Annotated in this window: 15 protein-coding genes; 9 read left to right on the top strand and 6 right to left on the bottom strand. The window is 42.9% G+C overall.

The features are described 5' to 3' along the window. Positions 1-5: 5 nt before the first annotated feature. From CS921_RS08175 to CS921_RS08165, 4 genes are all read left to right on the top strand, one after another. On the top strand, positions 6-1,244 hold the full coding sequence (locus tag CS921_RS08175) for an MFS transporter (RefSeq protein ID WP_099222774.1): 1,239 nt from the start codon (positions 6-8) through the stop codon (positions 1,242-1,244). A 179-nt stretch (positions 1,245-1,423) separates the two neighbouring features. Further along, complete coding sequence (locus CS921_RS08170; protein WP_099222772.1) at positions 1,424-2,623, top strand: MFS transporter; 1,200 nt, start codon at positions 1,424-1,426, stop codon at positions 2,621-2,623. A gap of 213 nt (positions 2,624-2,836) precedes the next feature. Beyond that, positions 2,837-2,926 (top strand): putative holin-like toxin, encoded by a 90-nt coding sequence (locus CS921_RS15690; protein WP_240422325.1) that lies wholly within the window; start codon positions 2,837-2,839, stop codon positions 2,924-2,926. Positions 2,927-3,084: 158 nt separating this feature from the next. Then, a complete protein-coding gene (locus CS921_RS08165) occupies positions 3,085-3,579 on the top strand; it encodes a hypothetical protein (RefSeq protein WP_099222770.1) in 495 nt (164 codons plus the stop codon). A gap of 4 nt (positions 3,580-3,583) precedes the next feature. On the opposite strand, the gene CS921_RS08160 is transcribed toward CS921_RS08165, so the two are convergent. Both CS921_RS08160 and CS921_RS08155 read right to left on the bottom strand, forming a co-directional pair. Continuing rightward, positions 3,584-4,402 (bottom strand): LysR family transcriptional regulator, encoded by an 819-nt coding sequence (locus tag CS921_RS08160; RefSeq protein ID WP_162921720.1) that lies wholly within the window; start codon positions 4,400-4,402, stop codon positions 3,584-3,586. Between the two features lie 106 nt (positions 4,403-4,508). After that, positions 4,509-4,733 carry a DUF896 domain-containing protein gene (locus CS921_RS08155; RefSeq protein WP_099222766.1) on the bottom strand — a complete coding sequence of 75 codons (225 nt, stop codon included), beginning with the start codon at positions 4,731-4,733 and terminating at the stop codon, positions 4,509-4,511. Positions 4,734-4,899: 166 nt separating this feature from the next. Between CS921_RS08155 and CS921_RS08150 the strand changes: the two genes are divergently transcribed. Further along, a complete protein-coding gene (locus tag CS921_RS08150) occupies positions 4,900-5,865 on the top strand; it encodes a cation diffusion facilitator family transporter (RefSeq protein WP_099222764.1) in 966 nt (321 codons plus the stop codon). A gap of 101 nt (positions 5,866-5,966) precedes the next feature. Here the strand turns inward: CS921_RS08150 and pnuC are convergent, their stop codons facing one another. The 3 genes from pnuC to CS921_RS08135 form a co-directional block, all read right to left on the bottom strand. Further along, positions 5,967-6,659 (bottom strand): nicotinamide riboside transporter PnuC, encoded by a 693-nt coding sequence (pnuC, locus tag CS921_RS08145; RefSeq protein WP_099222762.1) that lies wholly within the window; start codon positions 6,657-6,659, stop codon positions 5,967-5,969. Then, positions 6,653-7,780 carry an AAA family ATPase gene (locus CS921_RS08140; protein WP_099222760.1) on the bottom strand — a complete coding sequence of 376 codons (1,128 nt, stop codon included), beginning with the start codon at positions 7,778-7,780 and terminating at the stop codon, positions 6,653-6,655. Before CS921_RS08140 ends, pnuC begins: the two co-directional genes overlap by 7 nt. 67 nt (positions 7,781-7,847) lie before the next feature. Continuing rightward, positions 7,848-8,618 carry an NUDIX domain-containing protein gene (locus CS921_RS08135; RefSeq protein ID WP_099222758.1) on the bottom strand — a complete coding sequence of 257 codons (771 nt, stop codon included), beginning with the start codon at positions 8,616-8,618 and terminating at the stop codon, positions 7,848-7,850. Between the two features lie 245 nt (positions 8,619-8,863). Between CS921_RS08135 and CS921_RS08130 the strand changes: the two genes are divergently transcribed. From CS921_RS08130 to CS921_RS08115, 4 genes are read left to right on the top strand one after another with little or no spacing between them, the layout of a single operon-like run. Next, on the top strand, positions 8,864-10,027 hold the full coding sequence (locus CS921_RS08130; protein ID WP_099222756.1) for a double-cubane-cluster-containing anaerobic reductase: 1,164 nt from the start codon (positions 8,864-8,866) through the stop codon (positions 10,025-10,027). 7 nt (positions 10,028-10,034) lie between these two features. Next, positions 10,035-10,793, top strand: a complete 759-nt coding sequence (locus CS921_RS08125) for an acyl-CoA dehydratase activase (protein WP_099222754.1) — start codon at positions 10,035-10,037, stop codon at positions 10,791-10,793. Next, positions 10,790-11,284, top strand: coding sequence for a CD3072 family TudS-related putative desulfidase (locus tag CS921_RS08120; RefSeq protein ID WP_205527771.1), 495 nt, complete (start codon positions 10,790-10,792; stop codon positions 11,282-11,284). Before CS921_RS08125 ends, CS921_RS08120 begins: the two co-directional genes overlap by 4 nt. Positions 11,285-11,320: 36 nt before the next feature. Further along, a complete protein-coding gene (locus CS921_RS08115) occupies positions 11,321-11,875 on the top strand; it encodes a CD3073 family putative ECF transporter S component (protein ID WP_099222752.1) in 555 nt (184 codons plus the stop codon). A 458-nt stretch (positions 11,876-12,333) separates the two neighbouring features. Here CS921_RS08115 and CS921_RS08110 read toward each other — a convergent pair whose 3' ends face one another. Then, the gene (locus CS921_RS08110; RefSeq protein WP_099222750.1) at positions 12,334-13,959 is read right to left on the bottom strand and encodes an NAD-dependent malic enzyme; all 1,626 of its coding nucleotides are present in this window, start codon (positions 13,957-13,959) and stop codon (positions 12,334-12,336) included. Positions 13,960-13,969 lie beyond the last annotated feature (10 nt).

Genomic DNA, 13,969 nt, shown 5'->3' with positions numbered 1-13,969 from the left:
AATGAATGAACGCAAAAAAATACTTTCCGACAGCTTTAGCTCTTTATTTTACTTATTTTATTCACGGAATCGGGGTCTCGATCATCGGGCAATATAAACAAGATTTCGCCAGCATGTGGGGAGCTGACAAGCTTGCTGATGGTACTTTTGATGTCAGTATGGTGCTAGCTGTTATCGCAGCACTTGGTCTTGGTCGACTTTTCACGTTACCATTTGCCGGGCCGATTTCTGACCGCTTTGGTCGCCGCCTTTCCGCACTGATTGGTGTAGCTTTCTATGCCTGCTACTTTATCGGATTGGTATTTTCACCCAACATGTACGTCGCTTATTTCTTTGCACTTTTGGGCGGGGCTGCAAACTCCTTCTTGGATACAGCCGTTACACCTTCCGTACTGGAAATTTTCCCGAAAAACGGAGCTATTGCCAACATGTTTACGAAATTTTCCATTTCGATCGGGCAATTTATCCTGCCATTTGTTATCGGGATGGTTGCAGGGGCTAACATGTCCTTCAAAACGATCTTTATCGCAACTTGTATTCTGATCGTTATTGATGGCCTGATCATCGCCTTCCTGCCATTCCCTCCAATGAATGCAAATGTTGAAAAAGTAGCAACAGAAGCGAAGAAAGAAAAAATGCGCTTCTCTGCAACCAGCTGGGCAGTTATCGCAATTGGCTTTACTTGTACAGCCACTTTCCAACTATGGTTGAACTGTAACCAAGAGCTGGGGGCGCTTTACGGCTTAAGTGATCCAAGTAAGATTCAATCCTTCTATTCAATGGGGAGCATGCTTGCCATCCTTGTAACAGCTGTACTTGTTAAAAAATGGATCATGCCAGTACGCGTACTCATCATCTATCCGACAGTCGCAACAATCATGCTACTGATCATCTATTTCGTCCAAACACCAGCAATTTGTCTAATCGGCGGCTTTGTCATCGGTTATGCTGCTGCCGGCGGTGTCTTGCAACTAGCTGTTTCCACAGCGAATGAATTCTTCCCTGCCAATAAAGGGAAAATCACCTCGGTTGTCATGATCGCTTCCAGTATTTCCAACTATGTCATCTTGAACATTGCCAGCTACATTACTAAAGCTGGGGGTGTTGACGGACCAAAATATGTGCTATTATTTAATGTAGCCATTACCGTTATTGGTATTCTTCTCGCAATCTTTGTTAATATGCGTTATAAAAAAGAACTTGAAAGAACCAATCCTGAAGCTGCTAAAATACAATTTAGTTAATAAATGGCCGAGTCTAGGGGGCTTCTCTTAGACTCGGCATTTTCTGCCAAGCACTTGTGAACCAGTGAACAATATATTGAAATTTCTTATATAATTTGATAAATCGATTAAATTTCTCTATCTATCTTTATGACTCTTTCAAATTTTGCAACAGCGTGTTGCAGTAAGGAGAACCATCTATGAAAAGCAAGTATTTTTCAACATCACTCGGTCTATATATCAATTACTTCGTTCATGGTATGGCGCTGATTATTATCGCGCAAAATATGGATGCCTTTGCCGATCAGTGGCATACAGACATGGCGGGCGTTGCTTTTGTCGTTTCTTCTTTCGGAATCGGAAAATTGATTGCCGTATTTTTCTCCGGTAAACTATCAGATCATTTTGGGCGAAAGTTATCGATCATTGTGGGTGCACTCTTCTATTTGGCCTTCTTTATCGGTATTCTCGTCAGTCCTAATACAGAGATTGCGTATATCTTTGGGATCAGCGCCGGATTTGCCAACTCTTTCCTTGATACAGGAACCTATCCAGCCCTGATGGAAGCCTATCCAAAGAAAGCCGCTTCTGCTAATATCGTCGTAAAAGCCTTCGTACAGGCAGGTCAATTTTTGCTGCCCTTTATGATTGCCTTTATTATGAGCCAGCATTTATGGTTTGGCTGGAGCATTATTTTCCTCATTGCCGTTCTTTCACTCAATACGATTTTTATTGCGACGCGTAAATTTCCGCCAATGGTCGAAGCGGATACCCCTGCTAAAACACAAGAACAACCTGTCAGCAAATGGCATTTCAGCGTGGATGAAATTTGCCTGATTTGTTTTGGCTTTGTTGCTCAGGCACTGCTTTACCTGCTGAGCAACTGGATCGCTAAATATGGTTCTATTGTTGTCGGTATGTCTGAAAACACGTCAAAAATGCTTGTCAGCTTGGAAAGTATCGGAGCGATCATCTGCGTGATTGTAACCTTTACTTTGGGCAGCCGCGGCGTGTCGACGCTTAAGATTTTACTGACTTACCTGACTATGACCATGTTTATCTCGCTAGTCCTTTGGGCAGTACCAAACCCAATTGTCGCAACAATCTGTTCCGTTTTACTTGGTTATTTCTCAGCTGGCGGCTTGATACAACTTGGTTTGACGCTTCTTGCGGAAGTCTCGACGCGAGGGAAAGGCTTTGTCACAAGTCTTTACACAATTGCAGAGGGCATTGCCGTTTTCGGTATTCCAATTGTCGCCGGTGCCATGTCACGCACGAATATTGCCAATATCTACTTGTTGAATGCGCTCGTGGCCCTGTTCGGACTAACCCTTTTGATCATCATCTTAGTCCGCAAAAAACAGCGTGCAGAAGAGCCAAAAACAAGCAGCCTATCCTAACAAAAAGACCAGAAATTCGATCGACACACCACTATCAAAATGGTTTGTCATGTGAATTTCTGGTTTTTTCATTTAATACTTTATACCCAAATGCAATGCGTATTTTACTAATAAAGAAGCAGCAAAGTGAAAAAGATGGTGGCTAAATCCCTAGTATTGGGGGTGAGGCTTATGCTTGTATGTAATGCCTGTCTCCCTGAAAGGAGTTAGACAATGTCAGTATTTGAAGCACTAACATTAATGATCGCATTTGCGACATTGATTGTGCTGATACTTGACTTCAACCACGAGCACAAAAAATAACCATCTAATCGCTTTGGAAGGAAATTAGATGGTTATTCACTAATCAATTTCTAGACCGCCGTCTTTTAAACGGTGCTGCTCTTGAGAGTTATGTCCCCACATAGCTCTCTTTTTTCTTATATTATACCATAATCATTTTATTTGTAAACGAAGGAGAGATGAACATAACGTTCCCTTTATTTTGTGAAGACATTTCACAGGCCCTGCACCCTACAGCAGAAAATCTCCTTGATACCACTTCACTACTTCCTTACGAAAATGCGGGAATCAGCTCTTATCGTGACCGGCAATTTCTGTTCACTCAGAATGGGGAAACTTACCAGTTGTTCGGACATAGTTTCACAGGCTATTTCAGGGTGGTGCTAACAAGTAAAACGGTCGTTTGGCTAACAACAGACTCGCTGAATTATTGCAATGCACACTTTGAAGCCTTTGCCCTGTGCCAGCAAAAGTTTTTCAAGAAGCTCCATGAACTCTCACCCTCGCACGGTACGATTGATTTCGATTCGTTCATGCAGGAATTTTTGACCCTTGATCCGACTATCACCAAATACAATTACGGGGGAACCTGCATCTATAAACTTAGCGACGACTTCTACCCCTTGACTGATGCACAGCTCCAATTCTATACAAAACTCTATGGTGAAAATTAACCCCTTAATCAAGTTCTTTCAGCAGGGCTTCCAGCCGTGTTTTCAGCTCTTCATCCTGAAACGGGTACTTGTCGCTCGCAATCAGGTAAAATGGCCGTTTCATGCCAGTTTGAGCCATTGTATCCGGATGCTTTCTGCCGATATAGACCGACTGTAGCGACCGGCCAAGGCCACGTGCAACCAACTCGTCGATCGCTTCATTGCTGTTGATCACCAGAAGCTCTTTAGGCACGATATTATGCCGTTCAAAATAGAGGTCCGTATATTTGCGAATCCCCGACCCTTCCTCGCGCACAATCCATGTCGAAGCATCAGGTGGCCCGATCAGCACCAGCTCATCTTCTTTAAATGGGGTCCGCTTTATATCCGGCACGACTTCTGGCGACTCGACCAGGCCGATGTCACATTCAAACGAGTGCACCAGGCCAAGAACCGCCAGCGAATTGGCAATCCGGATTTCAAAGTCCACATCCTGAAACGAGCGCTGCAACTTTTCAATGATTTGCGGCACGACATGTTGGCCAATCGTTTGGGAGGCTCCAATCGTATATTTGCGCCGCTTTCTTTCGCCGATCATCTGCGTTTCTTCTTTGATGACCTCCCAATTTTTCTTTAACAGTTTCACCTGCATATATAAATGGTGCGCCGCTTCAGTAATGATGAGCGTTTTGCCACTCCGCTCGAATAATTTTGCCCCGACAAGCTCTTCTAATTTTTCGATATGTACGGAAATGGTCGGTTGCGATAAGTAAAGCTGGCTTGCCGCCTTGGTAAAATTCCGATTTTCGTAGACCGCAATAAATGAATCAAATAGCTGAAACATACTTCCCCTCATCCCTCATTTTGACATCGTTACTTCCAGTTTACCGCAGTTCCGCATCTCTGCCAATGAAAAAACCGGCATATCGACATGCCGGCTCTTCTCTATTTTATGCTTTTAGTTTCGCTTGTTCTTCTTTTAATTTACGTGGTGTCACATCATCACCCAGTGGATCAATGATGGTCACATGATGTAAATTATCTTTGATTGTGCCGCGAATCATTGCGCAATATTCTTTCCGAAGTTCTGCTTGATGCGTCTTCTCATGCTCCGTCAAGCTGCCTTCTTTCTGTTTGGCTGCATACGCATTGATTTGTGCTAATAACTCTTTCATGTGATCCCTCCTCTATTCGGTTACTTTTCATAAGTAACTATCCAAATAATAACACAAAGGTCAAATTATGTCAAACTGTTCTTTCTACCGCTGACAGATTGGGTATTATCATGGTAAAATAGTAAAATGACACAATGAATAATGGACTGAAAGAAGGATGAACTATTTGAAAGAGTTTTTTCAATTATTGAAACAAGGAAATAAATCGGCCTTAATGGCGGCGGTGGTCAATGCAGTGGTCTCGCTCGTTAAAGGCACGACATATATATTCACCGGCAATGTGGCCATGTTTGCAGAAACGTTGCACAGCTTGGGAGATGCAGCCAATCAGCTGTTCGTTTTCACCGGCTCAGCACTTAGCAAAAAGCGGCCGACAAAGCGCTTTCCTAAAGGTTTTGGCCGGGTCGTCAATCTGGTGCTCCTCGGTGCGGTTATCGTGGTGGGGATTATGGCATATGAGACCATTAAAGAGGGTGTCAGCCACATTTTCCATCCGACTGAATCCACTGGGTTTTTAATCAATCTGATCGTTCTTCTGGGCTGTACGGCACTCGAGTCGACCGTTCTTTTAAAAGCAATGCGAGAAATTGTTCACGAGACCGGTGCTGAGGCAAAAGGATTGGCCATTTTTCCAGCGGCAATAAAAAATCTGAAACAGGCCAAAGCAGCCACCAAGCTAGTCTTTATGGAAGACACCGTGGCGACAGGCGGCGGACTTTTAGCAGCACTTGCCGTTGTGATTTCACATTTCACCCCGTTTCACCAGGCGGAAGGTATTGCCTCCATTCTTATTGGGATTATGATGTTCATCGTCGTCGGCGAAGTTTTCCTAGATAATGCCGGCGGAGCCATCGGTAAATCAGATGAAGGCATGCACTTGCAAGTTGGTCAGCGCATTATGACCGACCCTGATGTCCGTGATATTCAAATTCTGACCGTCATCAAGGAAGGCGATACTTTCCATGTGGATGCGGAAGTCGAACTTGACTCGGCACTGACACTGGCAGAAATTGATGACATTCGCAACCGAATCGAGGATGACCTGCTCCAAATCGACAATATTTCCGATGTCATGATTACATTTGACGAAGAGGACAGTGTGATGGATTGGGAATATGGGGATGGACGCTAAAATAGAAATCTCTCGAATTTAATCTAGAAATAAATAGACCTCTAAAAGTTAGAACTAAAAATCTAACTTTTAGAGGTTTTCTTATTCATACCAACATTTATTTACTCACTTTCCAAAGTGCACTTTGAAAGACGAATCCAATTCATGTAGCCATAAGTGCTGTTGAAAAGAAATGCCACCCACATAGCAACCATACTAGCATTACCAGCTACTATCCAAAGTACAATAGAGAAAAGGTTCACGATAATCCATAATACCCATTGTTCCCTGAAACGTAGTGTCATTAAAACTTGCGCCACTACACTAAGTGCTGTTGTCATGCTGTCTAGATAAGGACTATTGCTTCCGATTACTTTCAAAAGTGTTCCAAATAGATACCACGCAATGATAACAGATAGAATCATCCAACCCCATTGCTTAACAGTCAAAGCTTTTGCCTTCACGATTTTTACCTCTTCATCTCTACTGACAGTCATATTTCTCCGCCAAACCCAAAAACCGACAATCTGCATGATAAAGTAAAACACATTCAATAATACTTCTCCATATAGAACAAACTGAATACTAATGATTAGATAGAGCATGATCTGAATAAACCCAAATATGTAATTACTAATTTTTCCTTTTGCAGCAAAAGTGACACATAAGACACCGCTTATCCCGGCAATCATCGATATCAAACTATCCGGATTAAAGTAGAAAACAATCACTTGCAATAAAAGTAATAAGCTAATATACATTTTTTCAAAAGCAGTCCAATTTCCAAACAACTCATTCTGCCATTTTTTTAACATGTAACTCCCTCCCCTTCATAATTTGCTATATAATGATTGATTTCCTCACAAGCAGCCTCATATCGAGCATAGAATCCTTCTTTATCTGTTTCATTGCCAGTTTGATCTAACACGATTACTTTTTCACTCATATGATTTGCTTCGATTTCCTCTATAAACATTTGGTGCATTTGCCAACGTATTTTATCATCCGAGTAACTCATGTCCCTAAAACCATCATTTACATATTGAGTGATAGGCGGAATAACAAATATCAAATCCCATTTCTGGCTTTGAATGAATAGATCAAAGCTGGGTGCTATTTGAGAGTAAGCATTCTCTGGCAAATAATACTTGGCATAAACTTTCGTAACCATCACATCTGTATCAGCAAAAAATAGACCATTATTAGCGTCTGACAGAATTGCCTGTTTGTTATTCTCAAATTGTCCCGAGGCCAAGTACTGAAAATCATTAACTGTCAGCTCTTCATCCCGAACATTATATTTTTCTTCATATCGCCGAGCATATTCATCCGTAAAATGACTGCCAAACGTTCTTGCCAAATCACGAACCAGTGTGGTTTTTCCTCCACTAGCAGTCCCCATTACCAAAATATTGATGGAAAAGGCGCGCCGAAATGGCTTTGTAATTTGTTGCCAATATTTGAGCGGATTATTCCGAATTGCTGTCCCTGAAATTGCTCGTTTTGTGCGATCTACAAGCTGCACACGATCAACTGTACGTTGCTCTAATTCTTCTTTATATGCAGCTTCTCCAACATACCAAGTAACAGCAGGATGTTCTGCAAGATTAGCAGCCGAAATTTTATCCTGTGCTATATTTAGCCACTCGGTCCAGCCATGTGGGTATTCCGGAAGATGAGATTCATTTAGTGACACAACATACACTTGTTCATCATCTGCAAATAACTCGCGCAAGTAGCGAAATCTTCTATTTAAATCAAGGCCGATTTTATCCCCTCTATCCCCTGTTCTTCCAGAAGCAATAACAATGCACCCATCATTTTCCCGCTTCGCTCTGATAATCGTATCTAAATGTCCCAGATGACAAGGTGCAAAACAACCAAATACCACTCCTACTCGTTTAGCTTTCAATTTTGGTTTCGTTAAATTACCCATTTTTATGCCTCTTTTCTTTAAAAGTATTTTTTACCTTTATTGAAGTATGAAAAAATGTCTGCTTCGACTACTTTTTCAGTTGATAATATTTGGACGGTCTCCCAACTCCTGTTGGACGTTCGCCTACTTCATCGACAAACTTCAGTATCTCTTTTTTAAAATTAGAATGATCAATTTCTTTATACGGAACTCCAAGAAATTTCCCAAATACTTTTCGAGCCTCTACAATTGTGAATGGAGGTTCAAGAAGTAATAAGAGTTTGGGTTGGTAGTATAATTTACCAACAATCCGCTTAATCGCCATTTGTATAATTTTCACATGATCAAAAGCTAATTTTTGGTCTGTCAAAATCAGCGTATCGTCTCCACTTACAAGACTTATTTCATTTGAATCAATCCAAATATCAAACCATCTTGCTTCCCCTGCATCACTCCCAGCCTGTACAGGAAGTTGATGCAAAAAAGCTAAATAACTAATAGTTAAAATCCACCCACGAGGATCACGTTCCGGTTCAGTAAAAGTGTACAGCTGTTCAATCTGATCAGCAAAAATCTTAATGCCTGTTTCTTCATATGTTTCGCGAATACAGCAATCATCAGCTGATTCACCTTTTTGTATGAAGCCTCCTGGTAAAGCCCAGTAATCTTGAAACGGATGGTTCTTTCGCTTGATCAGTAATATTTTTAATAAATCTTCCTGTCTGTCATAACTAAATATAACATTGTCAATCGTAACAGATGGCGTTTCATAGGTTGGCTGATCTTTTTCTTGATACCAAGTTAAAAACTCTTTTTCTGTTGCCTTTGTTTCATAATATTTTTTTTCTTGCTTGGTCATTTGATCACCTCTTAATAAAAGTATTTTTTACTTTTATAAACTCATAATACATTACCTACATCATCATGTCAATCGCTTTTTCTCAAAAAGTGGTATTTTTTCAAATCCAAAGTCCTTATTTTCTCGGTTCAATCTTTCTTTTCTGAATTTGTGATATGATGAACATGTTATGAAACCGCTTTTCTTTCAGCTGTAAATAAAACGGATAATTCCGAATAAAATCCATAAAAAGGACGTGTAAAGTGATGCAAGTAAAAAAAGAACTGCCCGAAATTTTCGATGAATTTGGTGAAATGCGTCAAAAAGGTTTTCTTGCGGTCAAAGAACTGAAAGAACAAGGCACGCCGGTTGTTGGAGTCTACTGCACATTCATGCCGGAGGAAATCACCATGGCCGCCGGCGCTCTTCAAATCAGCCTATGCTCCACATCTGATGAAACCATTGCCGACGCAGAGGAAGATTTGCCGCGAAACCTCTGCCCGCTGATCAAATCAAGTTATGGTTTTGGCAAAACGGACAAATGCCCCTACTTCTACTTTTCGGATATCATTGTTGGTGAAGCAACTTGTGACGGCAAGAAAAAAATGTATGAATACATGGCGGATTTTAAAAATCTGTATCTGATGCATCTGCCAAACATGCGCAACAGTCCTGAAAGTTTCGCCCTTTGGAAAGCTGAAATCATTCGTTATAAAGAGATGCTGGAAAGTTATCTGGAAGTGGAAATTACAGAAGAGGCCATTCGTGAAGCCATCAAGCTGAAAAATCAGGAACGAACCGCACGTAAGAATTTTTACGGTCTGGGCAAACTAAATCCCCTTCCAATTAGCGGCAGTGAAATTTTCAAAGTCATGTATGGAGCCAATTATTCCTTTGACAAACCTGCCTTAATTCAAAATCTGACGGAGACACGCGAACAAATTTTAGCCGATTATGAAACCCGCGACAAGACACCTTCTGACAAGCCACGGATTCTGATTACAGGCTCTCCAATTGGCGGTGCCACTGAAAAAGTCATTCGCGCGATCGAAGAAAATGGCGGTGAAGTAGTCGCTTATGAAAACTGCACCGTTGCCAAACCGATCGAGCGACTTGTTGACGAAACCGAAGCAGATGTCTATGAAGCCATCGCAGCCAAGTATTTAGACATCGGCTGTGCCTGCCTTTCCGACAATCAGCCACGGATCGACCTTTTGGACAAAATGATCGACGACTACCAGGTGGACGGCGTGTTAGACATGGTCTTGCAGTTCTGCACCCCCTTCTCCGTTGAATCGCGTAAAATCAAGCAATTTTGCCAAAAAGAAAAACAAGTTCCCTATCTATATTTAGAAACAGACTATTCAAATGCGGACATTGAGCAAATCAATACACGGATCGCCGCATTTATCGAATTGATGAAAGGATAAGATCGCCATGAAAGCAATTGGAATCGATTCCGGCTCCACAACAACCAAAGGCGTGCTGTTGGAAAATGGAAAAATCATTCAAACCGAACTGATGCCAACCGGCGGAACACCCAAAGCCGCTATGGAAGAAATTCTGTCGCGCTTCTCCCACCAATCTGAAATCCCAGTCGTGACAACCGGCTACGGTCGAAAGCTGATCCAAGCAGATAAAAGTCTGACTGAAATCACCTGCCATGCCAAAGGTGCAAAATGGCTCGCCTCTGAAACGCGCAACATTATTGATATTGGCGGACAGGACTGCAAAGCGATTCGACTAGATGCAGACGGGGCTATGGAAGAATTTAATATGAATGACAAATGTGCCGCTGGAACTGGCCGCTTTATTGAAGTCATGCTACGAACGCTTGGCGAAGATATTTCCGCAATCGATTCCTTTGTTGAAAATGCCCAGCCCGTCAAGATCAACAGCATGTGCACCGTTTTTGCCGAATCAGAAATTATCAGTTTGATTTCAAAAGGGGCCTCCAGAAATGATATTGCGCTTGGCGTGCTTCATTCCATTTGCAGTCGTGTCGCCAATCAATTTGCCCGCGTTAGCCCATCGCCAAAAGGAACCGTCTTTTTCTCCGGCGGACCATCCAGTAGTGAGGCCATCCGAATGCTCCTGAGCGAGTACATCAAGCGACCCGTCGAAACACATCCACTCGCCCAATACACCGGCGCAATCGGAGCAGCCATACTGGCAGAGGAGCGTGTTTTATCGTGACAGCTTCTATCGAGCGTTCCCGAAAAATGATCATTGTTCCTTTTTGCGTGCTTAACCAGAATGCCGTTATCCATGAATGGGAGCGAGCGAATGGCGCATTTCCTTTTGTACAGTTGATTTTAGAGGCAGGCGTTGGCTTGATTCAGCTTCCCTGCCCTGAACTGATTCACCTCGGCATGGAGCGACCACCTTTGGAATACGAAGATTACAATACCGCTCAGCACCGGGCGTGTTGCCAGAAAAGTTTGGAACCGACATTTTGGCAAATTGACCGGTTTTTAGAAGCAGATTATGAAATTTTAGGCGTACTGGGAATTGCTGAAAGTCCAAATTGCGCGATTTCCGGGCGCCGCGGAGTAATGATGGAGATTTTCTGGGAAGAAGTGAAAGCACGCGGAATTACATTAGCCCATTTGGAAGTCCCAGTAAATATTTTGGATAGAAAAGAAAAATTTGAGCAAAAAATCAGGGATTTTTTACAAATTTCATGAGAAAAATAAAGTTCTGGGAAAGTAGGTAAGGGCGAATTGAAGGAGTTTAACGCAAGAATTATTGCTTTTTGTGCAATCGGCGTGGTATTAAATGTTGTAGTAGGCTCATTTGTTTCAATATTGCACATTCCATTATTATTTTTAGATACGATCGGAACCATTTTCATTGCCGCATCATTCGGAATTTTTTACGGAGCGATGACAGGTATTTTGACCAATTTGTTGATGTGTTTAACGACAGGGATCACCTCGCTGCCTTTCGCACTAGTCAATGTAGCCGTAGCGATCGTGGTTGGGCTAATTGCGAAGAAGGGATTCACCTTAAGCCGTGCTTTGATCGCCGGACTTATTTTAGCGATTGTTTGCCCTTTGATTGGCACAATTATTCGGATTACATTCTTTGGCGGCGCAACAGGTTCAGGTGCAGATGTCATTATTTTCATTTTACGCGCTTCCGGCCAAGAATTATTTACATCTACATTCATTGCAACCATCATGGCAAATCTAGTGGACAAAGTGGTTTCATGTTTGATCGTATATTTCCTGATGAAGCAAGTGGCGATTAAAAAGATGATTGGACGGACAGTTTGAAGATGGAATAGAAAGGCAGAAAAGCGAATCAAGTGCCAGGTTGGTGGCATTGGTTTGCTTTTCTGCTGTTTTTAGGATACTGATTTTTTTGAGTATTTCATAATGATAGAAGCCCCAAGAGTTTGCCAGCCAAGCTCTTGGATTTTGCATTTCATAATAAGTATTTAAACGTACATTACGCAAGGAACAAATAGGTTTTTCGCAATTTACATTTCACAATAAGTATTTAAACACGTCTCCCCCTGCTTTCTGTGAGCCAGTTCTAGTTCATTTACATTTCACAATAAAAAGCGTACAACAAGCAAAAGAAACCGTTTACAAAAACTATTATACGACAATTTCAAAATCCTGACAAGATAGTTTTTTCAAAATTATACAATCGTAAAACACGTATTAAGAAAGTTACAAAAAAGCCTAATTTGAAAGTCTTTCTCAAAAACTTCAAATTAGGCTTTATATTAATAACCCACTTCCCAAACCTCATCCCGAACAGCCTGCGCGACATCCGTAATCTCCCGCGTCGCCACGCCTTCATCAATCGCCGTTTGCACAACTGCCTCCGCTACCATGCGCGAGGCTTCTCTCACCAAACTGACAGGCGGCAAAATCGGTGCACCTAATCGGCTCAAATCCTGCAACCCTGCAATTCCATTCGCCGCACTCGAAAGCATCTGTTCTGTCACCGTGCTCGCCTTCGCAACCACAATCCCAAGCCCAAGTCCCGGATACAGCAGGGCATTATTCGCCTGACCAATTTGATACGTAACACCCTTGTAATCCACTGGTGCTGATGGACTTCCGGTCACAACAAGTGCCGTCCCATCTGTCCACTTGATCAAGTCTTCCGCTTTTGCCTCACAAAGTTTTGTCGGATTGGAAATCGGCAGGATCGCCGGCCGCGCGTTATAAGTCGCCATCTTGCGCACCACCTCTTCCGTAAAGGCTCCCGGCTGCCCGGATGTCCCAATCAAAACAGAAGGCCGCACCGCTTCGACAATCGCAGCCAAATCTTTCAAACCGCGAAATTCGACTTCACTCCGCGCATATTTCCTTTGTCCGTCCGTCAATTCCGCCATTTCATCCGTGATCAAGCCATCCCGATCCACTAAATAAAAACGACTGACCGCTTCGGCCTCACTTAACCCCGCAAGCACTAGCTTCTGCTTGATCTGTTCCGTCACGCCGACACCAGCCGTCCCCGCGCCGAAAATCACGTATTTGTGCGCCGTAACAGGCTTTTCCGTTACTACAGCAATCGCATGTGCCGCCGCAGCCATCATCACGCCAGTCCCCTGAATATCATCATTGAACGTCGTAATCTGCTCGCGATATTTCTCCAAAATCACACTGGCATTGCCGCGCCCGAAATCCTCCCAGTGAAATAAAACCTTTGGAAATAATTCTTTGGCTATTTGGATAAACTGATCAATAAAAGCCAAGTACGACTGACCGGTTTTTCGCGGTGCTTTCTTCCCTAAATAATACCGATCGTCCAGCAGCTCCGCTCGATTGGTCCCATTATCAATCACGATTGGTAAAACGCGGCCCGGATTCATACCTGCTGCAATCGTATAGACTGACAGCTTGCCGACCGAAATCATCACGCCACCAATCCCCCAGTCACCAATGCCAAGTACACCTTCCCCGTCCGTAATCACCAACAAGTCGACCTGCTCCAAATTTTCAGCCCCCGCAACGAGCGCCTGCCGAATGCGTTCCGGATGATCGCTGTCCAGATAAACCGCATCATTCGGCCACACATAATCACGTGAAAAGCGCGTCACACTGTCCGCAATCGTCGGCGTATAGATCACAGGCAAAAGCTCCGTCACATGCGCCGCCACAATCGCATAATAAAGCGTCCGATTCGTATTATAAAGCGCCATCAAATGCTGGTTTTTCTGATAATTATCAGCCAAATCGCCCATTTTTTCATATTCCAGCTGAACCTGCTCTGCAAGCGTCCGAACCGCCGTCGGAAGCAATCCATGCATACCATGGCGCGTCCGTTCCTCCTCCGTAAAAGCCGTACCTTTATTTAAAAATGGCTGTTCAAGTAATGCTTTTCCTTTCAAGTGGGTCATTCCAACGTCC

The sequence above is a fragment of the Listeria costaricensis genome (assembly GCF_900183385.1).
Lineage (GTDB): Bacteria > Bacillota > Bacilli > Lactobacillales > Listeriaceae > Listeria > Listeria costaricensis.
This window is presented reverse-complemented; position numbering and strand designations above follow the sequence as displayed.

What these genes read in the sequence shown, in the direction of transcription:
- CS921_RS08175 (WP_099222774.1), top strand. Translation starts at nt 6, where the DNA reads ATGAACGCAAAAAAATACTTTCCGACAGCTTTAGCTCTTTATTTTACT.
- CS921_RS08170 (WP_099222772.1), top strand. Translation starts at nt 1,424, where the DNA reads ATGAAAAGCAAGTATTTTTCAACATCACTCGGTCTATATATCAATTAC.
- CS921_RS15690 (WP_240422325.1), top strand. Translation starts at nt 2,837, where the DNA reads ATGTCAGTATTTGAAGCACTAACATTAATGATCGCATTTGCGACATTG.
- CS921_RS08165 (WP_099222770.1), top strand. Translation starts at nt 3,085, where the DNA reads ATGAACATAACGTTCCCTTTATTTTGTGAAGACATTTCACAGGCCCTG.
- CS921_RS08160 (WP_162921720.1), bottom strand. Translation starts at nt 4,402, where the DNA reads ATGTTTCAGCTATTTGATTCATTTATTGCGGTCTACGAAAATCGGAAT.
- CS921_RS08155 (WP_099222766.1), bottom strand. Translation starts at nt 4,733, where the DNA reads ATGAAAGAGTTATTAGCACAAATCAATGCGTATGCAGCCAAACAGAAA.
- pnuC (WP_099222762.1), bottom strand. Translation starts at nt 6,659, where the DNA reads ATGTTAAAAAAATGGCAGAATGAGTTGTTTGGAAATTGGACTGCTTTT.
- CS921_RS08140 (WP_099222760.1), bottom strand. Translation starts at nt 7,780, where the DNA reads ATGGGTAATTTAACGAAACCAAAATTGAAAGCTAAACGAGTAGGAGTG.
- CS921_RS08135 (WP_099222758.1), bottom strand. Translation starts at nt 8,618, where the DNA reads ATGACCAAGCAAGAAAAAAAATATTATGAAACAAAGGCAACAGAAAAA.
- CS921_RS08130 (WP_099222756.1), top strand. Translation starts at nt 8,864, where the DNA reads ATGCAAGTAAAAAAAGAACTGCCCGAAATTTTCGATGAATTTGGTGAA.
- CS921_RS08125 (WP_099222754.1), top strand. Translation starts at nt 10,035, where the DNA reads ATGAAAGCAATTGGAATCGATTCCGGCTCCACAACAACCAAAGGCGTG.
- CS921_RS08110 (WP_099222750.1), bottom strand. Translation starts at nt 13,959, where the DNA reads ATGACCCACTTGAAAGGAAAAGCATTACTTGAACAGCCATTTTTAAAT.